This window comes from Enterococcus sp. HY326, from assembly GCF_026157065.1.
In the GTDB taxonomy this organism is placed as follows: Bacteria; Bacillota; Bacilli; order Lactobacillales; family Enterococcaceae; genus HY326.
In genome coordinates this window covers 210,519-231,706 of sequence record NZ_JANLGQ010000004.1, presented here as the reverse complement: position 1 = coordinate 231,706, position 21,188 = coordinate 210,519, and the positions used below count along the sequence as shown (strand labels likewise).

24 protein-coding genes are annotated in these 21,188 nt (G+C 39.4%); all 24 read right to left on the bottom strand.

Annotation, left to right across the window (positions count from 1 at the left end):
* Nucleotides 1-6: 6 nt before the first annotated feature.
* The gene (atpA, locus tag ORH16_RS11835) at nt 7-1,563 is read right to left on the bottom strand and encodes a F0F1 ATP synthase subunit alpha (RefSeq protein WP_265459046.1); all 1,557 of its coding nucleotides are present in this window, start codon (nt 1,561-1,563) and stop codon (nt 7-9) included.
* 17 nt (nt 1,564-1,580) lie between these two features.
* Nucleotides 1,581-2,123, bottom strand: a complete 543-nt coding sequence (atpH, locus tag ORH16_RS11830) for an ATP synthase F1 subunit delta (RefSeq protein ID WP_265459045.1) — start codon at nt 2,121-2,123, stop codon at nt 1,581-1,583.
* Complete coding sequence (gene atpF / locus ORH16_RS11825) at nt 2,110-2,634, bottom strand: F0F1 ATP synthase subunit B (RefSeq protein ID WP_265459044.1); 525 nt, start codon at nt 2,632-2,634, stop codon at nt 2,110-2,112. The genes atpH and atpF overlap by 14 nt, the downstream gene beginning before the upstream one ends.
* Before the next feature lie 106 nt (nt 2,635-2,740).
* Nucleotides 2,741-2,965, bottom strand: coding sequence for an ATP synthase F0 subunit C (gene atpE / locus ORH16_RS11820; RefSeq protein ID WP_265459043.1), 225 nt, complete (start codon nt 2,963-2,965; stop codon nt 2,741-2,743).
* A gap of 32 nt (nt 2,966-2,997) precedes the next feature.
* Nucleotides 2,998-3,717: a F0F1 ATP synthase subunit A gene (gene atpB, locus ORH16_RS11815; protein ID WP_265459042.1), complete on the bottom strand. Its 720-nt coding sequence runs from the start codon at nt 3,715-3,717 to the stop codon at nt 2,998-3,000.
* Nucleotides 3,718-4,038: 321 nt separating this feature from the next.
* Nucleotides 4,039-4,503 carry an SsrA-binding protein SmpB gene (smpB, locus tag ORH16_RS11810; protein ID WP_265459041.1) on the bottom strand — a complete coding sequence of 155 codons (465 nt, stop codon included), beginning with the start codon at nt 4,501-4,503 and terminating at the stop codon, nt 4,039-4,041.
* A 194-nt stretch (nt 4,504-4,697) separates the two neighbouring features.
* Nucleotides 4,698-7,094: a ribonuclease R gene (gene rnr, locus ORH16_RS11805; protein WP_265459040.1), complete on the bottom strand. Its 2,397-nt coding sequence runs from the start codon at nt 7,092-7,094 to the stop codon at nt 4,698-4,700.
* Nucleotides 7,095-7,850 (bottom strand): alpha/beta hydrolase, encoded by a 756-nt coding sequence (locus tag ORH16_RS11800; RefSeq protein ID WP_265459039.1) that lies wholly within the window; start codon nt 7,848-7,850, stop codon nt 7,095-7,097.
* A gap of 131 nt (nt 7,851-7,981) precedes the next feature.
* A complete protein-coding gene (gene secG / locus ORH16_RS11795; protein ID WP_265459232.1) occupies nt 7,982-8,218 on the bottom strand; it encodes a preprotein translocase subunit SecG in 237 nt (78 codons plus the stop codon).
* Nucleotides 8,219-8,349: 131 nt separating this feature from the next.
* Nucleotides 8,350-9,066, bottom strand: coding sequence for a hypothetical protein (locus ORH16_RS11790; protein WP_265459038.1), 717 nt, complete (start codon nt 9,064-9,066; stop codon nt 8,350-8,352).
* Nucleotides 9,067-9,077: 11 nt separating this feature from the next.
* Nucleotides 9,078-9,791, bottom strand: a complete 714-nt coding sequence (locus tag ORH16_RS11785) for a DUF5058 family protein (RefSeq protein WP_265459037.1) — start codon at nt 9,789-9,791, stop codon at nt 9,078-9,080.
* 35 nt (nt 9,792-9,826) lie between these two features.
* Nucleotides 9,827-11,041 (bottom strand): M20 metallopeptidase family protein, encoded by a 1,215-nt coding sequence (locus ORH16_RS11780; RefSeq protein ID WP_265459036.1) that lies wholly within the window; start codon nt 11,039-11,041, stop codon nt 9,827-9,829.
* A gap of 500 nt (nt 11,042-11,541) precedes the next feature.
* Nucleotides 11,542-11,814: a GNAT family N-acetyltransferase gene (locus tag ORH16_RS11775; protein ID WP_265459035.1), complete on the bottom strand. Its 273-nt coding sequence runs from the start codon at nt 11,812-11,814 to the stop codon at nt 11,542-11,544.
* Nucleotide 11,815: 1 nt separating this feature from the next.
* Complete coding sequence (locus ORH16_RS11770; protein WP_265459034.1) at nt 11,816-12,088, bottom strand: (4Fe-4S)-binding protein; 273 nt, start codon at nt 12,086-12,088, stop codon at nt 11,816-11,818.
* 250 nt (nt 12,089-12,338) lie between these two features.
* Nucleotides 12,339-13,304 (bottom strand): alpha/beta hydrolase, encoded by a 966-nt coding sequence (locus ORH16_RS11765; protein ID WP_265459033.1) that lies wholly within the window; start codon nt 13,302-13,304, stop codon nt 12,339-12,341.
* Nucleotides 13,294-13,671, bottom strand: a complete 378-nt coding sequence (locus tag ORH16_RS11760) for a hypothetical protein (protein WP_265459032.1) — start codon at nt 13,669-13,671, stop codon at nt 13,294-13,296. The genes ORH16_RS11765 and ORH16_RS11760 overlap by 11 nt, the downstream gene beginning before the upstream one ends.
* Before the next feature lie 281 nt (nt 13,672-13,952).
* Nucleotides 13,953-14,171 carry a hypothetical protein gene (locus ORH16_RS11755; protein WP_265459031.1) on the bottom strand — a complete coding sequence of 73 codons (219 nt, stop codon included), beginning with the start codon at nt 14,169-14,171 and terminating at the stop codon, nt 13,953-13,955.
* Nucleotides 14,168-14,761 (bottom strand): DUF1700 domain-containing protein, encoded by a 594-nt coding sequence (locus tag ORH16_RS11750; RefSeq protein ID WP_265459030.1) that lies wholly within the window; start codon nt 14,759-14,761, stop codon nt 14,168-14,170. Before ORH16_RS11750 ends, ORH16_RS11755 begins: the two co-directional genes overlap by 4 nt.
* A 29-nt stretch (nt 14,762-14,790) precedes the next feature.
* Nucleotides 14,791-15,105, bottom strand: coding sequence for a PadR family transcriptional regulator (locus tag ORH16_RS11745; protein WP_265459029.1), 315 nt, complete (start codon nt 15,103-15,105; stop codon nt 14,791-14,793).
* A 168-nt stretch (nt 15,106-15,273) separates the two neighbouring features.
* The gene (locus ORH16_RS11740) at nt 15,274-15,873 is read right to left on the bottom strand and encodes a TVP38/TMEM64 family protein (RefSeq protein WP_265459028.1); all 600 of its coding nucleotides are present in this window, start codon (nt 15,871-15,873) and stop codon (nt 15,274-15,276) included.
* Nucleotides 15,874-16,166: 293 nt separating this feature from the next.
* Nucleotides 16,167-17,189, bottom strand: coding sequence for a family 20 glycosylhydrolase (locus ORH16_RS11735; protein ID WP_265459027.1), 1,023 nt, complete (start codon nt 17,187-17,189; stop codon nt 16,167-16,169).
* A 535-nt stretch (nt 17,190-17,724) separates the two neighbouring features.
* Entirely contained in the window at nt 17,725-19,023 is a 1,299-nt protein-coding gene (eno, locus tag ORH16_RS11730; protein WP_265459026.1) for a phosphopyruvate hydratase, read from the bottom strand.
* Between the two features lie 134 nt (nt 19,024-19,157).
* The gene (gene tpiA, locus ORH16_RS11725; protein ID WP_265459025.1) at nt 19,158-19,913 is read right to left on the bottom strand and encodes a triose-phosphate isomerase; all 756 of its coding nucleotides are present in this window, start codon (nt 19,911-19,913) and stop codon (nt 19,158-19,160) included.
* Nucleotides 19,914-19,966: 53 nt separating this feature from the next.
* Nucleotides 19,967-21,157, bottom strand: a complete 1,191-nt coding sequence (locus ORH16_RS11720; RefSeq protein WP_265459024.1) for a phosphoglycerate kinase — start codon at nt 21,155-21,157, stop codon at nt 19,967-19,969.
* Between the last annotated feature and the right edge of the window lie 31 nt (nt 21,158-21,188).

Here is a 21,188-nt window from a genome sequence, read left to right as displayed (position 1 = left end):
ACCTCTCTATGAATTTTGAATTGATTTTAATTTGTCTTCAGCTGTCTGCGTCTTCGTATTAGAGGCGGTGAAAATATCACGATATTCCTTAATCGCTGCATCTAACTGAGCTTCTTCCGGCAAATCCTTAGTTTCTCGAATCGTTGTAAATAAATCTGCATGATTGGCATCGAAGTATTCAAATAAAGCTGATTCAAACTCTAAAATTTTATTGACTGGAATACTGTCTAAAAAGCCGTGGGTCAAAGCATATAAAATGACCACTTGTTTTTCAACGGGTAGTGGTGCGTGCAATTTTTGTTTCAAAATTTCCACAGTCCGCCGACCACGATTTAATTTTGCTTGAGTGGCTGCATCCAAATCAGAACCAAATTGCGTGAAGGCTTCTAATTCCCGATAGCTGGCTAAGTCCAAACGTAGCGTACCAGCAACTTTTTTCATTGCCTTAATTTGAGCTGAACCACCAACCCGTGAAACGGAAAGTCCCGCATCAACGGCTGGTCGTGTGCCAGAATAGAACAAATCATTTTCCAAGAAGATTTGGCCGTCGGTAATCGAAATCACATTTGTTGGAATATAAGCAGAGATGTCTCCGGCTTGAGTTTCAACGAAAGGTAGAGCAGTCATTGAACCGCCGCCTAGTTCATCGCTTAATTTAGCCGCCCGTTCTAATAGACGAGAATGCAAATAGAAAACATCTCCTGGATAGGCTTCCCGACCTGGTGGCCGTCTTAATAGTAAAGACAATTCCCGATAAGCAACCGCTTGTTTGGATAAATCATCAAAGACGATCAAAACGTGTTTGCCGTTATACATAAATTCTTCCCCCATCGCAGTACCTGCGTATGGAGCGATATAAAGTAATGGTGCTGGTTGTGATGCGCTGGCTGTCACAACGATGGTGTAATCTAGTGCACCATATTTGCGCAATGTTTCTACTTGTGAACGGACCGTTGATTCTTTTTGGCCGATGGCAACATAAATACAAATTACATCTTGCCCTTGTTGATTGATAATTGTATCAATCGCAATCGAAGTTTTCCCAGTCTTCCGGTCACCGATAACTAATTCCCGTTGGCCACGACCAATTGGAACTAAAGCATCAATCGCTTTTAAACCTGTTTGCATTGGTTCATTAACGGACTTCCGTTGCATAACCCCTGGCGCTAAGGCTTCTACTGGCCGAGTCCGGTCAGATTTAATTTCTCCTAAGCCGTCAACTGGCTGGCCTAATGGATTTACTACCCGGCCGATTAACCCATCGCCGACTGGTACTTCCATAATTTTACCTGTTCGTTTGACTTTATCGCCTTCACGAATGGTTTCAAAATCGCCAAGAATAATAATTCCGACGTCATTTGTTTCTAAGTTTTGTGCCATGCCGTAGCTTCCATTTGAAAATTCAAGAAGTTCGCCACTCATGGCATTTTCCAAACCGTGGGCACGGGCAATCCCATCACCAACATAGGTGACAGTGCCGACTTCCTCCACTGACAGTTCGTGCTGATAGTTTTGAATCTGCTCTTTTATTAAGGCACTGATTTCTTCAGCTTTGATGGCCATTTCTTTCACCTCTGTGTCTATTTTCTTAATAGGTTCTTGATGTTTTCCAATCTCGTTTGAATACTGCCATCAATTACTTTGTGTTCAGCTTCAACGACAACGCCACCTAAAATGCTGGGATTCACAATGGCGGTTAATTCCGCCTTTTGATATCCTAAAATCGTCGCAATTTTCGTTTCAATTTTGACTTTATCCGCATCATTTAAGGGAACAGCAGTTGTTACCGTTCCTAAAATCACGCCCTGCATCTCATCATAGCGTCTTTCAAATTCATCAATCATTAAGGGTAAATCATTCATCCGATTGTAGTTATAGACAATTTCCAAAAAATTATAAATAGTTCCGGAGAAATTATTCACCAGCGAATCCATAATTTTTCTTTTTCCGTCAGGCTCCAAGCGGGCATCGCTTAAAATATTGCCGACATCCGGCAAAATTTCATAGACTTTGCGTAACTCAAGCAAGTCTTGATAAATTGCTTCTACAGCATTTTGTTCTGTCGCCAATTCGAACAAGGCTTTGCCATAGCGTTTGCCAACTGTAAATTTATCTAGTTTCATTTGCTGAGCCTAGGCCTTCGATATATTGGGAAATCAAGGCTTCATGTGCTTCCGGCGACAATTCTTTTTCCAGAATTTTCGAAGCTAACTGAAGGGAAAGATCGGCGACTTCATCTTTGACATTCGCTAAGGCCGTTTCTCTTTCTTGCGTGATGTCGCTTTCGGCTTTTTCTTTTAAGCGGCTAACTTCCGCTTTGGTTTCTTTTAAAATGTTCTGGCGGCTTAACTCACCGTTTTCTTTGGCATTTTTAATAATATCTGCTGCATCAGAGCGCGAATTATTTAATTGCGTTTCTCTTTCTTTTTCCAGCTGGGCTGCAGAAAGGCGGGATTGTTCGGCAGAATCTAAGTCATTGGCGATTTTATCTTCCCGTTGTTTCATGATGTTGACAATCGAACCCCATGCAAATTTCTTTAAAAGAAGCATTAGGATCAAGAATGATAATGAAACCACCAGGATATTACCAAAGGTTCCGTTAGGCGTCGCAGATAATAATACAAAATTCAACATCCTTCTCTTCCTTTCTGTTTTTCATCCATTTTCATTTGACAAAGTAAGAAAAGCAGTCATGCCGGGTGGTTTTACCAGACAGCTGCCTTTCTTCAAAGTTCTGCAATTAAACGGCGAAAACTAGAATTAAGGCAATAACGACACCTAAAATTGGCACCGCTTCGACTAGACCTACACCGATAAACATTGTTGAACGCAATTGGCCGGCCATTTCTGGTTGGCGTGCCATTGATTCGATTGTTTTAGAGATAACTTGTCCATTACCATAACCGGCACCGATTGCGGCACCTACGATTGCAATTGCTGCTGCGATATAATTTAATCCATCCATTTTTTGTTCCTCCTGAATTCTCTGTTTATTTTTTACTCTTCTGCTTCAATCTTATGACTAATATAAACCATTGCTAAAGTGACAAAGACATAGGCTTGAATCGCACCGATAAAGATTGAAAAGGCGATCCAAATCATTTCCAGCGGTACTGCTAAAGGAAGACTTAACCAGCCAAGACTGAGAAACATCTTCGCAATTAGGGTCAACAGTACTTCACCAGCGTAGATATTTCCGTAAAGCCGCAAGCCCAATGTGATGACATTGGTAAATTCCTCCAGGATTTTCACCGGAAAAAGAAAAGCAACTGGTTTAAAATAACTGTTTTTAATATAACCTTTAAATCCAAAACGTTCAGTCCCTAAGAAATTCGATAGTACAATAACTATAAGTGCTAAGGTCAATGTTACATAAGGATCTGCCGTGGGACTCTTCCAAACAGAGATATCGCCTGGTAAGACAATTTTGGTCATCAGCCCGATAATATTTGCCACAAAGACAAACATGAAAAAAGTGAAGGCTAATAAATGTAGGTTTGTGATTTCTTTGCTGGGCATATTATCGGAAATAATATTGCGGACAAAGTCAATCACCCACTCGATAGCATTTTGCTTGCCCTTTGGTTTCAGTTCCAGCTTTCTAGTGAAAAAGAAAACCGTGAAAAAGACAATTGCACAGGTCAAAAGAACCATTAAGGTGACCGTACCATCAAACCAAATTCCCATAAATTTAAAGGTTAGTGATTTTTCTTCCAACTCATTTCACCTCTTTCCCTCTTAAGGCTTCTATAAAGCAAGAAGTCGTTGTTAATCAAGCTTATTTAATTTTTTCTCACCACTTGATAACCACTGGCTATAATACCACTGTCAAAAATAAATTTCAAAAGATTTTCATGAAAAAAGACAGTTTTTTTACAGTTGTCTCCAAGTGTCAAAAAAATGCTGAGAAAGCCTATGAAAACAGCTTGTGAAAATGTTAGAAAACATTCCAAGATAACTGTATGCTAGCAAATTTTTGAAAAAAGGTTAAGCATTTTCTAAAAAATATGCGAAAAAGAATATTCACAGCAACAAAGCTTAACGACCGTAATTTTTCAATGTGCGGCTAATTTCACGATTGATATCTTTTCGCTTCAAATCTTCCCGTTTATCATATTGTTTTTTACCCTTGGCAATCCCAATCAAAACTTTTGCAAAGCCATTTTTTAAATAAACTTTTAACGGGACCAAGGTTACCCCAGTATTTTTGGTTTCCCCGATTAAACGGTCGATTTGTTTACGGTGCATCAAAAGCTTTCTGGTTCTTAAGGGATCATGATTAAAAATATTTCCATGTTCATAAGGGCTTATGTGGACATTCAACAGATAGACTTCCCCATTGCGTACGCGGGCAAAGCCATCTTTTAAATTAATCCGACCGTTGCGGATGGATTTAATCTCCGTCCCCTGCAGGACAATCCCTGCTTCTATCGTATCAATAATACTATAGTCATGTCTTGCTTTTTTATTCTGGGCAATCAGCTTGCCTTCTCCTTTTGGCATTTCATTTCACATCCTTGCTTTTTTAACTTATTGATTTCAAAATTATACATTGTCATTTAACTAACAAAAAAAACCTATAAAACAGCTAGTCTCTTTTTATTTTGGCCGCTTCTCAGCGGAAAGCTCTTCTCTAAAAAGAGAGCTTTCCTAAAAAAAAATAGATAAATTCGATTTTTTTAGCGACTCTGACAGCCTTAGTTCTTTTTTTTCTTCCCTTTTGCAACTTTGGAATAGAAGGGAGATTTTTTCCCCTTCTTGCCTTTGCCGCCCTTAGGGTCATTTTTCTTGCCCTGCTGATTTTTGCCAGCTGACCCTTTGGCATTTTTACCTTTATTCTTTTTATTCCGTTGCTTTGAACCTGATTTTTCCCGCCGATCATCTTGGCGCCGCTGCCGGCGATTTTGACCGCCTTTAGGAATGGCAACAGCCTCGACTTCTTCAGCTGAGACCAATTCAAAATCAATTTCCCGAGTCTCAGGATCTGACTTGGTGACTTTGATTTTCACCAGTTGACCAATCTTAAAGGTCTGGCGAGTGCGCTCACCGACTAAGGCCAAATGATTTTCAATAAAGACATAGTAATCATCTTTTAAAGCGTTGATATGAATCAAGCCTTCGATGGTATTAGGCAGTTCAACAAACAGACCAAACTTAGTGACCGAGCTGATAACTCCATCAAATTCTTCACCAACGTGTTCCGCCATAAATTCGGCCTTCTTCAAAGCGTCAACTTCCCGCTCAGTGTCGACTGATCGCCGTTCCATTTTAGAAGACTGATTAGCAATTTCCGGTAGCATTTCTGCCCACTTAGCTTGTGTCGCTTCATCAGTAGCTTGACTGTAAACACGAATCAAACGATGGACGATTAAATCAGGATAACGGCGAATTGGCGATGTAAAATGTGTATAATATGTCGCTGCTAACCCGTAATGACCTAAATTATCTTCTGAATAACGGGCTTGTTGCATACTTCTTAAGAGCATCATATTGATAACTGCCGCTTCCGGTTTTTCGGCGACCTCATCAATTACCTTTTGCAAAGCCTTCGGAGTAATATCTTCTTTATTACCTTTAACTAAAATGCCAAAGGCCGAAGCAAACTCAAAGAAACGTTGCATTTTTTCTTCCTTGGGCTGTTCGTGCACCCGATAAATAAATGGCAGCTTAAGGCTGGCAAAATGCTGCGCCACTGTTTCATTAGCCGCCAGCATGAAAGATTCAATCAGCCGTTCGCCAACGCCCCGAGAACGCAACACGATATCCAACGGACGACCATTTTCATCCACTAAAACTTTGGCTTCATTATCATCAAAGGCAATCGCCCCGCGCTTGACGCGCATCGCTTCTAAAAGCTGATGCAGCTCTGCCATTTCTTGAAACATCGGCACCAAGGCTTGATATTCTGTCATCGTTTCAGGATTTTGTTCTTCTAAAATTTCATTGACCGCCGCATACGTCATGCGGGCAGTAGTCTGAATCACGCTTTGGAAAATTTTGTGATGAACAACCTGTCCTTCCTGATTAATTTCCATTTCGCAGCTTAAAGTCAGCCGTGGCACTTGAGGATTCAAAGAACAAATGCCGTTGGATAACCGCTGAGGAATCATCGGAATCACTCGGTCGGTTAAATACACACTGGTGCCTCGTTCAAAGGCTTCCGCATTTAGCTGACTGCCTTCCGTCACATAATAAGAAACATCTGCGATATGCACACCCAAAAAGAAATTGCCGTTAGCTAACTTTTTCACAGTTACGGCATCATCTAAATCTTTGGCGTCAGCTCCGTCAATCGTGACAATCGTTTGCTCCCGCAAATCTCTGCGACCAACTAAATCTGTCTCACTAATTTGATTAGGCACGGCATCTGCTTCAGCTAACACCTCATCGGGAAATTTTGTCGGTATCCCGTTGGCAACGATGATGGCCATAATATCCATCCCCGGATCATTTTTATGACCAACAACTGATTTTACAACGCCCTCCAAACTGCTGGCATAGCCTTTTTCTGGGAAATGACTGATTTCAACAATCACAATGCTGCCATCAGCCGGCTGAATTCCTTCAGCAGCAATATAGACTTTAAAACCCTGCATTTTTTTATCTTTGGGCAGGACCACGCCGTATAAATCTGTCTCGTCAATTTCATTTTGGTTGTAGGCAACAAACTCGCCGACAAGTTGTTGCGCTGCCCGCTGCCGAATTTCAACGACTTTTCCTTCAGCTCCCCGCCCTTCTAATTGATTGGCGGTTTTGATAATATCAATGGCCACTGTATCGCCATCCATTGCATAGCCGGTGCTTTCCTTTGAGATATAAACATCATCCTCTTCTGGATCAATCGTTACGAAACCGAAGCCTCGTTCATTTCTGCGAAAAGTTCCTTCTATTAAAATAGGCGCAATCGGTAAGCGTAATTTTCCTTTTTTTGTAAACTCAATTGTGCCTTCTCGTTCCATAGAAGCGATTGTTTGCACTAAAAGTTTGTAATCTTGGCTTTTTTGCAGCTGTAAGCCTTCAGCTAATTGCTCCATGGAAAAGCTGCTTTTCTTTTGCTCTTCCATGTAGCCGATAATTCTTTCCTTAATTGTCATTTATTCCTCTTTCCAACTTAATTTATTAATAAAGTTTAAAACATCCACTTCTAATTTTCGCCGATCTGGGCCAACGGTAATCACATGTCCACTCTCTGGATACCACTGAAGTTCATAGCGTTTATCCGTCAAGGCTGCCGCCGTTTTAAACACGCCAGTGGCATCAATCATTTCATCTTGACCTGCTTGAGCCATAAAAAGCGGCTGTTGAATTTTGTCCAGTTCACTAGCTGCTACCTGCGACATTTCTTCGATGGCTTGCAGCTGTTGACTAATTAGAGGTTGATATTCAGTTAATTTTTGATTTCTTTCTGAGCTCGATAGTCCAGCCCGTCGTAAAACATTTTCTGCGTACACTAAAAAATTTTCCGGTATCGTGGTCTTGACTGGGAAGATTGGTGAACAGAAAAATCCGCCCCCGACAATGCTCTCATCAGACCATTCTAGCGCTCTGGTGGCAAAGACGCCTCCCATTGACAGTCCAAAAATGGCAATCTCTTGGTAACCTTTACTTTTCAAAAATTCAAGAGCTTTACGGGTATCTTCTTCCCAAGTAGCTACGGATTGATTTAAAATATCCAATGGGTCCAATGTAGCATGACCAGAAAAAATTGGCGAATAAACCGTATAGTCGGCATTTTCTAAAAAGCGGCTCAGCATCCGAACGTCATTTGAGCTGCCTGAGTATGCATGTAATAAAATTACCGCCCGGGAACCTTTTGGGCTAAATAGTGGTTTGGGTAAGCCTAATTTCATAAGATAAATTGCCACCTTTCAAACAAACATTCTATCATACTTCAGCAAAAATCAGGCAGAAAACGCTAGCTTTCAAGCGAAAAAAAAGGACCAGCAGCCTAGACTACTGAATCCTCAGAAAAAAGTTTACTTTAATTGGAAGATAAGTACACTAAAACAAAAAGTAAAATCAACCAGATTGCTCCTAAAACAGCCGTTGTCCGCTGCATGACAGCTTCAAAGCCTCGAGCTTTTTGTTTACCGAAAAGTTGATCCGCACCGCCAGTAAAAGCACTAGCTGCACTATTTTGTTTACTTGGCTGCATCATAACTGTGATAATAATAATCACCGATAGCACCAAGACGACCCCTAAAATAAAATTATACAGACTCAAGTGACTAGCCTCCTTCTCTCAGAATTCATCTAGTATACTTTAGCATAAACTTATTTAAATTACCAGCTTTCAAAAAAATTGCAAACGATAACAACTATAACAACTAATAAAATTCCTGAACTTTTTTAATCAGCCGACATATTTTTTTCTGCTTCGGCGATTGCATCTAAATCAACTTGACCGGACTTCCCAGCAAAGTAGCTAAAACCAGCACCAATTACCGCACAAAACAGTAAAATATACCCTTGGTTACTACTGAAAAATTCTGAACCAAATGCTAGCATAATAATAATTGGCAAAATAAAAATCGGCAAATTAATTTTTAAATTGCTAAAAAGTGTCGGCACAATTAATGCACCAAAGATTGCTGGTAAGAGATTGGCAAATGCTGGGTTGATATAAACATTGTTGTAGATGGGTTCAATAATTGGTGCTAAAAACAGCATGCCCAAAAATGCCAGACCGGTTGTCACCACTGTACAGGTGGAAACTGCCAAAATTGAAATCAAATTGCCTTTTTCTGTTCCTGCTGTGGCATTTAATAATTCCATGGCATTTTTCGATGCTGGCACCTTCATATTTGATAAATCGCCGGTAACACAAGCAATATACAAAGCACCGGGTCCAATTAAAGGAGTGTAAGCTAAGTTTTCGCTTAGCCCCACTACCGTGAACATCAGCATGATTGGCAATGCATTTTGCAACACCTCACCAATATTTAGACTTGTCCCATAAATTGTCGATAAAATAATCGGCAAACTAATAAAACAGACAAGAACGATAAAAACAGTAATCCGGCCAGCCCGGTGAATTTGATTATTAAATTTTTTAGTTTCTTCCACCTTGATTCCTCCTAGCTAAAAAACGGATTAAAGGCACAGGCAGCGACCATCCCAGCAATCAAGCTGATTGAAAAAGAGTGTTCCTTCAGCTTAGGATGGCTCTTGGCAATTTTTTGAACTAACAAGGCTGCTCCACCAGCAACGACGAAGGTTAAGATTGCTACTGGATTGCCAAAGTTGGTCAAAGTTGGTGCTGAAAAAACAGCGTATAAGGCGACGAAGATTCCGCTAGTTATCATAGGGATCATCATTGCGTTGCGGTTCATTAATTTTTTGACACCATTGTCATAACTTTTCAGGAAAATTAGATTGAAAATATTCCCACCTAAAATTCCCAATGTCAAAATTAGTAAAATAGCAAAAAAGATTCCTACTGGAAAATCAGTATTATAAATATTATCATAACCAAAGGCGTTGGCCGCCATTGTTGCTACCGTTGTTTCATAACTGACTGATCCTACAACACTCAAACGCATCCAGGGAAAATAATCACCTAATGCGGGAATCAACAGTAGATAGCTGGCTAAGACGGGAATTGAAGGAATAATTGAAAATAAAGCCGTACTCTTGACCACTTTTTTCATATCGCTATCTGTTAAACCAATTGCTAAAGCCCGGCGGCGAGCCATCAAACTCATAATAACCGGTTGACATAACACCACTACTACGATTGCGCCACATAAAATCAACATCGGCAATCCATTTGCTATTGTTAAAAATTCCATTTCTCAACACTCCTGACGTAAATTTTTCGTTTTTACTATTTACTATTTTGAGCCAGCCACTCCATTGCTGATACTGCATAAACCGCAGCACCTTTAGACAAGACAGCTTCATCAAATAAAACTTTTGGATGATGAACAGAATGCAGATAGCCTTCATCACTATGACCGGCTGCTAAAATTAACATCGAAGACGGCACTTCTTGCGTGACGTAAGAAAAATCTTCAGAGCCCCCTAGCTTATTCAGTCCTACTTCGAGCGGATTGGCAATCTCACCAGGAAATTCTGCTTCTAAAATAGTCCGCAGGCTTTCTGTTACTTCGTGGTCGACTTCGACAGTTGGACAGCCGATAATTATTTTTGCTTCGACTGAGCCGCCAAAAGTCTGGGCGACACCTTCGGCAATCTCAGGAATCCGTTTAAAAATATATTCCCGCACTGCTGGATCAAAGGTCCGAATCGAGCCTTTCATATAAGCAGTGTCCGGAATCGCATTGTCCACAACACCACCGTTCATGATGGTCGTTGAAATCACTGCACTGTCATACATTGAAATTTCTCTTGCCTCCAAATTATGCAAAGCCAGATGAATGTGACTCATGATGGTTAGAGGATTAACTGTTACCTCAGGGGTAGCGGCATGTCCGCCACGACCTTGGATTTTAATTTCAAACCAATCAGAAGTTGAAGCAAAGGGACCAGCCGAAGGAACTAAAACGGTGCCGCTTTTAATTGGAAAGCCAGGAAAAACATGAATCATCATGCCAGCATCGACAGTCGGATTTTCTAAAACGCCAGCCTCTACCATGGCTTTGGCGCCGGCGAGTATTTCTTCCCCGGGTTGAAACATTAATTTGACCTGTCCTTGCAGCTTATCTTCATTAGCCTTCAATAATTTAGCCGCTCCAAAAAGCATCGTCGTATGAAAATCATGCCCACAGGCGTGCATATTTTCATTTGTTGAACTAAAGTCTACTCCGCTCTCCTCTTGAATCGGTAGAGCATCCATATCGCCACGGATTAAAAAGCATTTTTCGCCACTACCAATCGTCACAACAAGGCCACCACCGACTTCTTCGGCTTCAATCCCTAAATCGGCTAATTTATTTTTTACGTAGGCAACGGTTTGTGGTAGTTCTAAACCAATTTCTGGATTTTTATGCAATTGGCGTCGCATATCTGAAAGTTCATCTTGTAGTGCTGTTGTAGTTTCAAAAAGATTTTTCTCTTTTATATCAAATGCATTACTCATTTTATTCTAACCTCCATTTCATTTTTTTAAAATTATCATGGAAATCAACCCTTGTCAATTATTTTCAGAAAATTTTTTCTTTTCAAAACAAAAAAATTTTTATCTCTGATAGAATGCATGTTATATTCCTCAACCAGCTTTAAAAGTCATAAATATTCATTTTATTGCAGGTTAGAAGCTTTCAAAAAATCAAATTTTCCATGACAAGCTCATGTTAGTTTTAGGAATTTTAGAACTCCTCTTTTTAACCTTTTGTTCCAAAACTTCAAATCTGAGAATTTCTGAAACTAAGGCTTTTAGATAAAAATTTTTAATTCAGTAGCATTAAAGCAAGGAAATAGCAGGATATTTTTAAAAATTCGAATACTTTTACTTGTGAAAGTATTATGACTGAGGGCTTATTCTAACATTTGATATTTTGCAGGAATATTTCTGAGAGAAAACGACAAAAAAAAACAGCAACTTTACAAGTTGCTGGCGCAAATTACTATTTGATTTACTTATTTACGGACATCTGCGTATTCAGGTTTAGTATCAAATTCTTTTTTAGCAAATGGGCATAGAGGAATAATTTTTTTATTGTCACGGCGAGCTTTTTCAACGCCATTTAAAACTAATTTTTCAGCTAATTTTTGACCACGGTAAGTTGGGTCAACGAAGGTATGGTCGATAATCATAATGTCTTCGCCAGCATCTGACCAAGTCATTTCCCCGATTTCTTCATTGTTGTCATTGTAAAGAGCAAAACGATTTTTTTCTTCTTTGATTTCCATTTTATTTAACTTCCTTTCGAATGTATTTTAAAGCACCGCTGGGACAAGTATTAATAACTTCAATATCATTTTCAACGCTGCCATTATCAGCAATAATCCACGGCCGGCGTCCAACTTCAAAAACCTCGCCATTGCCCCGCACACAGTTGCCGATGTGGGCACAAACATCCTTGTTATAAAAAATGTCGATACCTTCGCCGCTATACTTGCGATAGCCTTGTGCCAATAATTCTGTTTCTGTAACTGGCTTGTCATTCAATTTGCTTCCGTCCATTGACTCCACTCCTTCAAGTTGATCTGTTCTGGCAGACAGTCCTCTTCAGTAAGCTGCGCTTTATGGAGCGCTAAGCCAAGAACTATTCGCTGAATCAGAAAATTGTCCAAAAGTAACAAGTTAGGTACATCACAATTAAACAACTTAGTGTTATTTTAGCAACTTCTGGAGAATCAAGCAAATAATATGTGTTTCTAGAAAATAATTAGTCTTATTTGCGTTTTACTCTCACAAAAAAATGGTTATTTTTCTATTTCTGATAATTCTTGATAAAGGTAAAAATAGTCTGCCAATATTTTGTTGGCTCCACCGTCATACCAGTTAAATGACTGGCCTCAGGGATGGCTAAAAATTGACTTGGACCAGCACTGGCACGAATTATTTCACCAGCCGCTTCAATCGGCACAAATTTATCGGCTTCTCCGTGAATGACGAGTAAAGGCAGATGATTGCTGCCTAATTGTTTCACGGCGGAGGCTTGAATCAACGAATAGCCAGCCATCTTTTTGGCAATTCGATTGGCTGAAGGCAAAAGAAATCTTTGGGGCAGCCGTAAATTTTCTTGTAGCACATGTCGAAATTCTTGGTAGACTGAAGCGTAACCACTGTCAGCAATCAGTAGCTCAACATTTTCCGGCAGTCGTTCGCCACTGGCCATCAAAATTGTACTGGCCCCCATTGAGCCGCCGTGTAAAATAATTTTGCTGTTGGGAAATTTTTCGGTAATCCAGGCAATCCATTGCAATAAATCTAAACGATCTAGCCAGCCCATGCCAATATAATGGCCTTCACTTTCTCCGTGGGCCCGTAGATCTGGAACTAAGACACTGTATCCTTCTTTGGCGTAACGAGAAGCCACATAGGCCATGTCCCTTTTGCCGGTGGCCCGATAGCCATGAACAGCAATCACCCAGCGATTAGGATTTTCATTAAAGGCTTTGCCGACTAAGGTTAAGCCATCACGACTTTTCACAGAAATCTTTTTGCCGCTTTCCCAAAAGCTATCACCTAAGCGTTTTTCTAAATGTTCCTCTTCAGTTAACGATTCAGCTTTAGTAAAGGCATCCTGATTCATTTGTCGGTGACCAATCCCTTGATACCAAGTGTTTTCTCTGATTAAGGCAATCTGTACTAATTTTTTAGCAATCACATGGACTAAAACAAATAGCGCAATCAGCAGAATCACTAAAATGGCCAGAGAAATTTTAATCCACATAATCGGCCGCTGCCTTGTAAATTGCTTTTAAATCCTGCCCAAAGCCTTGAGCATCAGCTAAGCTTGAAAAACTAAAGACAATTTCATCTGTTTCGCTTTTGATTGTAACTTCAAAAGTGTCGGCAACAGCTTTGATTGCCAAAAGCTGCCATTGACTATTGGCAGTTTTTACAGCTGAAAAATTATCAAAATCCAAATCCGGCGTCACCTGATAGGTATCCGTCTCGGTAATCATAATCGGCTGCCCAGTTTTAGCTTCCATTAAAATGAAGCTCATCAGCTCTGTTTCCGTTAAAATTTTATCCGCGTAGGCTTGAATCAGCATAAATTGTTGCGCCTTTGTAAGAGTTTCTGTAAATAATGACATCCTCTAGCTCCCATCTCAGTTTCTTAAACAAAACTATTGTGATTTTTGGCAAGTAGTCCCAGACAAAAATTGAAAGAATAAAACTTGCGTCCTTGACATCCATTTTAGCACTTCTCTTTGAAAAAAAAGCCGTTAAGTTCTTTTCCTTCTCGATAAAAAAGAATTTCTTATAAAAAAATTTTTTCCCGACAGAAAAAAAACACCTGAACTTCTTTTTGACACGGTGGAGATTGTCAAAAAAGTTCAGGTGGTAAAATGTAGCTTGTCTTTTAACGAAAGCTCTACTCGTCGTCTGAAATACTCACTGTGGCATCATTGGTTACAAAAAAGCCAAAGCCTTCATCTTGATTAATATGAATCGTTTGATACCACGGGCTTTCAAAATTATCCTCAGTGTTCCAAGAAAAACCATTTAAGGTCCAACCCGCTATACTAATAGCAACGCCCATGGCAATTGCTGCAAAACTAAATTGAATTAAACTTCTTTTATTGACTCTCATACCCGCACCACCTTTGTTGTTCTTTTAAATAAAATGTTTTTCAAAACAATGAATGTTTTACGGGTAACTCTTAAGAAGAAACCGCTCATCAGATAGGTCGCTACCAAACTCAAAAGCCCCAGTCCGAAAAATAGGACGCCTGTTCCCAATTGAATCATCCCAACGCCAAGGCTGCCAATCATCACCAAAGGGCTGCTTAAAGCTGAGAGAAAGCCGGCAAAGGTCCCAGCAAAGCCGAAAATAGCTGTAATAAATGGCACACACCATAACACAATGTAAAAACTTAAAACTAACATCAAAGCGGCAAATAGTAAACTGCCCCAAAGTGGAAACCCAATAATCAATAAAATAATAACAAGTGGGCTAAATTTCATTGGCAAATTGACTTCAATTTCTTTTTCACCGGTCGCTTCTAAAGCGAGCTTGCGGGGAGAACCTAACTTGGCCACCGCCTGTTCTTCGGAGAAGCCTTCCTCCATTAAGTCTTCAATTATTTCGTCATAGTACTGAATAATTTGATGCAATTCACTTGGCCGCACTTGGTAAGCTAATTCCTCAGCCAAAGCTTTGATAAAATTTACTCGATTCATCTTTCTTCCTCCTGTCATGTAGGGTTCTTTTAAACGTTTTGCTCTGCGATAAACTCTTTAATCAACTCGAGTTGAGGCCAGTCAGCAGTTAAAAATTTTCTGACGCTGGCTTGCCCCTCCTGCGTAATCCGATAATATTTACGCTGACGACCATTATGGGCTTTAGCATAAATTTCAACTTTCCCCGCAGCTTCTAATCTTCGTAAAATTGGATACAGTGTCGATTCTGAAATAGTTAATAATGGATTGATTTCTTTGACAATCTGATAGCCATAAGAATCATTTTTATTTAAAAAGGCCAAAATACAATATTCTAAGAGGCCTTTCTTTAGTTGACTATCCATCGCCTCACCCCTTACAAGTAATACTATACTTTACATAGTATTAAAAAAAATCAGTCTCAGGTCCTAAAAATAAAAAAATGTGAAGATATCTCCACATTTTGATTAGCGCTTCATTAATTATTGATTTGTTTCTCCATGGCGAGTTTGTCATCATCTATATACTACGTGCTATCTTCTGGTTTTAGCTTTAGCGGTAAACAAATTATGTTCAAAAAAATAGCTATAAACTGCAATCGACCAGAGCTTTAATAAAATAATAATCTTCAAATAGTCTTTAAAAGTAATTGCGGACATCCCTGCTACTAAACAAACTAAATCATCTGGAGCAAAAGGAATCAATAAGGTCACAATCAAGAGTTTTTTGATGCTACGATTATTTTCCTGATGGGTCAGTTTTTCAAAGGATTGGTATTTCTTATCTGATAAAATCAGTCGCACAAAAGGATGACCATAGCAGCGCACCAGCACAAAAACTAAAATTTCGCCAATCACTAAACCGATATAACTATATAATAAGCCCCATGGGTTTCCAAAAAGCAGCATACCAGCTACTGAGGAAATACCACCCGGTAAAATTGGAATGATTACCTGCACAATTTGCAAAAGAATAAACAGTAAAATCCCCCAATCACCAAATTGCCCGATATAATTTTGTAACAGCGCTGGCGATTTAAAGATTCCTAAATGAAGGCCGTAAAAAACCAGCCCAAATAGAAGTATAATTCCGACTAGCGGAAGGAATTTCAGACTTTGCTTGATAGCTTTCACTCGATCATTCCTTTCTTACAGGTTTTAACGTTATGATTATCCTACCATAAACAATCAGAAGTATTCGCTACTAACTTCTTGAGATTGTTAGCAAATTTAGTATCCATTTTAAAAAGCAGCCTAGAAGAAATCAAAAACGATTACTTCTAGGCTGCTTAACTGGTATTTCTTTAGTTCGCTGACTCTGACAAAGAAAATTTAAGTGCTATGACTTCTTGTTGATTGGAAAAGGAGAGGCGAGGATTTTTAGGGCTTAAATCATGTTAGGATTGCTACTGATAGAAATTTAAGCTTTAGCTATCCGCTTTTAATTTTTGCTGCATCGCCGCTAAAATCGGCTCAACTTTTGCTAATACCTCATCACAACTTAAAGCTGACGGAATATCTGCCCAAATCGAAAAATAAGTTCCTAAGACTTGTTTTTTATCACTCTCATCAATCACTTGATCAGAAGCAAAGGTCTCAATCTGCCAATTGGTTTGGATTTTTTCAGCGGTGGGATAAGTATAGTTTGCAGCCTCACCAAAAACAAAATAGAAATAATTATCATTGAAATTCAACACCTGATAACCTTTTTTTAACCAAGTTTCCAAAGGTGCCATCCCCTGATGCCAGAGGGTCCAATAGGTCACCTCGACATCATCTGTCAGCTCAATCAAAGAGTGGCGGTCCAATCGATAAAAGCCGTCATTCCAAATTCTAGCAGTTTTTCCGTGTTCTTTTATCAAAGCCGCCAGACGATTAACATAATCGACATAAATTTCTAAACCGCTGGCTTCCTCTCCATAACGAGCTTTGGCTGTCTCAGCCAGCTGAGGATATAGGTCCACCTGGGAAAAATCAATAAATTCATCGGCACCAATGTGAAAGTACCGGCTTTTAGAAAACAAGCTTAAATACTCCTGATAAATTGTAAAAGCAAAAGCAATCGCGACTTCATTGGTAATATCTAACGCCCAGATATCTGGTTCTAAACCGGCAGTCGTTTTTTTCTTTAAACCCAAATTAGGAAAATCCTTTAAAACTTGATTCAAATGTCCCGGCGTGTCAAAATCCGGCACAATCTCAATGCCCTTTTCTGTCGCTGCGGCGATAATCTCTTTGACCTCCTTTTGTGTCAAATATTCTTCTGAAACAATTTGCGGAAATTGTTTACTTTCAATGCGAAAACCAAGATTATCCGAAAAATGCAGCTGCAGCATATTGAAGTCATTTTGTTCCATCATTTTCAATAGTGCTAAAATTTTAGCTTTTGGCCAAAATTTGCGTCCCATATCTAATAAGACGCCCCGCTCGGCCTGTTGATAATTTGTCATTTATTGCCCTTCTTTCAAAAATCCACGAGGCTTAATCCTGCTTCAAAGCGGATAAAAGCTCGTGGTTTTTTTTGTTTTAACTAACCATTTTATTGGTTATTCCAACGGTCGTAGGCTCTTTGATGGACATCAACAAATTTTTCTACACCAATTGAAGATAAGGTGTCTAAATAATTTTGCCAGCTGGCATCATTTAAGTTCTCTTGACCGGTAATAAATTTTGCTTCCGTTTGTCAAAAATTAGTTCATTCAAATTAAAAAAGAGACTTCAAGATTCTATTCTAAGATAGATAATGCTTTCATTTGTAAGTAAAAATTAGAATAACACTTTTCTGAATCTTCTAAGCAACAATATACTAGCAAATATTTAACTAAATTGCACTATGTAATTCTGCTCTAAGTATGTTTTTTTCTAAAAACATTGATTAAGTTCGCTCATCTTTTTGGATTGCAGGCAAGACTAGTATTTTTCTAAACAAATAAAAAAATCCCTGCTGACTCATCAGCAGGGATTTAAATAACAGTTAATTAAAAATTATTTGTTTTTTAAGTTGTAGAAAGATTTCAAACCTTTGTATTCAGCAACGTCACCTAATTGGTCTTCGATGCGTAATAATTGGTTGTATTTAGCAATCCGGTCAGTTCTTGACAATGAACCTGTTTTGATTTGACCAGCGTTTGTAGCAACAGCGATGTCAGAGATAGTAGAATCTTCTGTTTCACCAGAACGGTGAGAAACCACTGCAGTGTAGCCAGCTTCTTTCGCCATTTCAATTGCTTCAAAAGTTTCAGTCAAAGTACCGATTTGGTTAACTTTGATTAGGATTGAGTTAGCGATACCTTTTTCGATACCTTCAGCTAATTTAGTTGTGTTTGTTACGAACAAGTCATCACCAACTAATTGAACTTTATCGCCTAAAGCGTCAGTCATTTTCTTGAAGCCGTCCCAGTCGTTTTCATCCAAACCATCTTCAATGGAGATAATTGGATATTTCGCAACTAAGTCAGTGTACAATTGAATCATTTCGTCAGTTGTTTTTTCGCCTTCGCCTGAATCAGCTAATACGTAAACGCCTTTTTCTTTGTCGTAGAATTCTGAAGCAGCTGCATCCATTGCAAGAACGATGTCTTTACCAGGAACATAGCCAGCTTTTTCGATAGCTTCGATAATTACTTCAAAGCCTTCTTCGTTTGAACCAAGGTTAGGAGCGAAGCCACCTTCGTCACCAACTGAAGTTGCTAAACCTTTTGATTTTAAGATTCCAGCTAAAGCGTGGAATACTTCTGCACCATAACGTAAAGCTTCTTTGAAAGTAGGAGCGCCAACTGGCATGATCATAAATTCTTGGAAGTCAATTGAGTTATCCGCATGTGAACCACCATTGATGATATTCATCATAGGAGTAGGCAATACTTTAGTATTGAATCCGCCTAAGTAGTGGTATAAAGGTACTTCTAAATAATCGGCAGCTGCACGAGCAACAGCGATTGAAACGCCAAGAATTGCGTTGGCACCTAATTTACCTTTGTTAGGAGTTCCATCTAATTCGATCATAGCTTTATCAATTGCCATTTGATCGCGTACGTCATAGCCGATGATTGCTTCAGCAATCACGTTGTTTACGTTGTCAACAGCTTTAGTAACGCCTTTGCCGCCGTAACGGTTTTTGTCGCCATCACGTAATTCAACGGCTTCGTATTCACCAGTTGAAGCTCCAGAAGGAACCATTCCCCGTCCAAAAGCACCAGATTCTGTGTAAACTTCGACTTCGATTGTTGGGTTACCACGAGAATCTAAGACTTCGCGTGCGTAAACATCAGTAATAATTGACATAACTTGTCTCTCCTTTGAGTTTGTTTTATCTAAAGGGCGTACCCTTATGAACACTATTTATTGTAGAGAATATTTCTCTTTTCTGCAAATAAAAATCGTTTTTGAAAGCGAATAATTGAAAGCTTTAGCAATTCTTATTTAACAAAGTCTAACAAAGCTAGGAATGAATCAGCTTCTAAGCTGGCACCGCCGACTAAAGCTCCGTCAACATTTTCTTTGGCCATGTATTCGGCAATGTTTTCTGGTTTCACTGAACCGCCGTATTGGATGCGGACAGCTTCAGAAACTTCTTTACCGTATAATTTTTCTACTGTTTGACGAACAACGCCACAAATTTCATCAGCGATTTGTGCATCGGCAGATTTGCCAGTACCGATTGCCCAGATTGGTTCATAAGCAATCACTAAGTTACTCACTTGTTCCGCAGTTAAATCAGCTAAACCAGCGTTGATTTGGCCTTCAATCCATTCAGCTGTTTTGCCAGCTTCATAGGTTTCTAAAGATTCGCCACAGCAAAGAATTGGTGTCATTTTGTTAGCAAAAATAGCTTTAGCTTTTTTGTTGATATCTTGATCTGTTTCGTGGAAATATTCCCGACGTTCAGAGTGACCGATAATCACATATTGCACACCTAAGTCAGCTAAAGCGGCTGGTGAAGTTTCACCAGTATAAGCACCAGCATTTTCCCAGAAGCAGTTTTGCGCTGAAATTTTTAATTCAGTGCCTGCGCTGACGTTCATCAAAGTTTCTAAGAATAAGGCTGGTGAGCCAATCACTGTATCGACTTTGTCGTTTGCAGGAATTTTAGTCTTAACAGCTTCTGCAAAAGCTTTTGCTTCTGCAGCTGTTTTATTCATCTTCCAGTTACCGGCGATAATTGGTTTACGCATGTTTTTCGCTCCGTTTCTTTATTAAGCTATTGAGTTTTTCTTAAAATGCAAGCCTATTTGTCGTTGATAGTAGCTAAGCCAGGTAATTCTTTACCTTCTAATAATTCTAAGCTTGCACCGCCACCAGTAGAGATGTGGGTAAATTTGTCAGCGAAACCTAATTGTTCAGCCGCTGCAGCAGAATCGCCACCACCGATAATGGTTGTTGCACCCTCTAAGTTTGCGATGGCTTCACAAACGCCGATGGTACCACGGGCAAAGTTTGACATTTCAAAAACGCCCATTGGTCCGTTCCAGACAACAGTTTTCGCACCCGCTAAAGTTTGGGCAAATAAAGCAATTGTTTCAGGTCCGATATCTAGTCCCATTTGGCCAACTGGTACATCACCTGCATGCTCTTCAGTCGGTACATCATTTGAAAATTCAGCAGCTGTGATTGAATCTACTGGTAAAACTAATTTGTCGCCAGCTTTTTCAATTAAAGATTTAGCCAAGTCAACTTTGTCTTCTTCAACTAAAGAGTTGCCGATTTCCATGCCTTTAGCCTTGTAGAAAGTATACGTCATGCCGCCGCCGATTAAAATTTTATCCGCTTTAGGAATTAAGTTTTCAATCACGCCGATTTTGTCAGAGACTTTGGCGCCGCCTAAAATAGCAATCATCGGACGTTTTGGATCTTCAACAGCTTCACCGATAAATTTAATTTCTTTTTCCATTAAGAAGCCAGCAACGGTTGGAATACCTGTTGAAGCAATTCCTACGTTTGAAGCGTGAGCCCGGTGAGCTGTACCGAAGGCGTCATTTACAAAAACATCGCCTAATGAAGCCCAGTATTTGCCTAATTCAGGATCGTTTTTGCTTTCTTTTTTGCCATCAACATCTTCAAAACGTGTGTTTTCAAAAACTAAAACGTCGCCGTCTTTCATGTTGTTAATTGCATCTTCTAATTCTTTGCCGCGAGTTTCAGGAACGAAGGTAACGTCTTTACCTAATAATTCACCTAAGCGTTTGGCAACTGGTGCTAAAGATTTGCCAGCTTTGTCTTCTTCAGTTTTAACACGACCTAAGTGGGAGAACAAAATTGCTTTACCGCCTTGATCGATAACATATTGGATGGTTGGTAATGCCGCTTTAATTCGAGTATCATCACCAATTACACCATCTTTTAAGGGAACATTAAAGTCTACCCGTACTAAGACTTTTTTATCTTTTAAATCAATATCTTTAACAGTCTTCTTTGCCATTTGGAGGACCTCCTGATTAATTTGTGCGTTC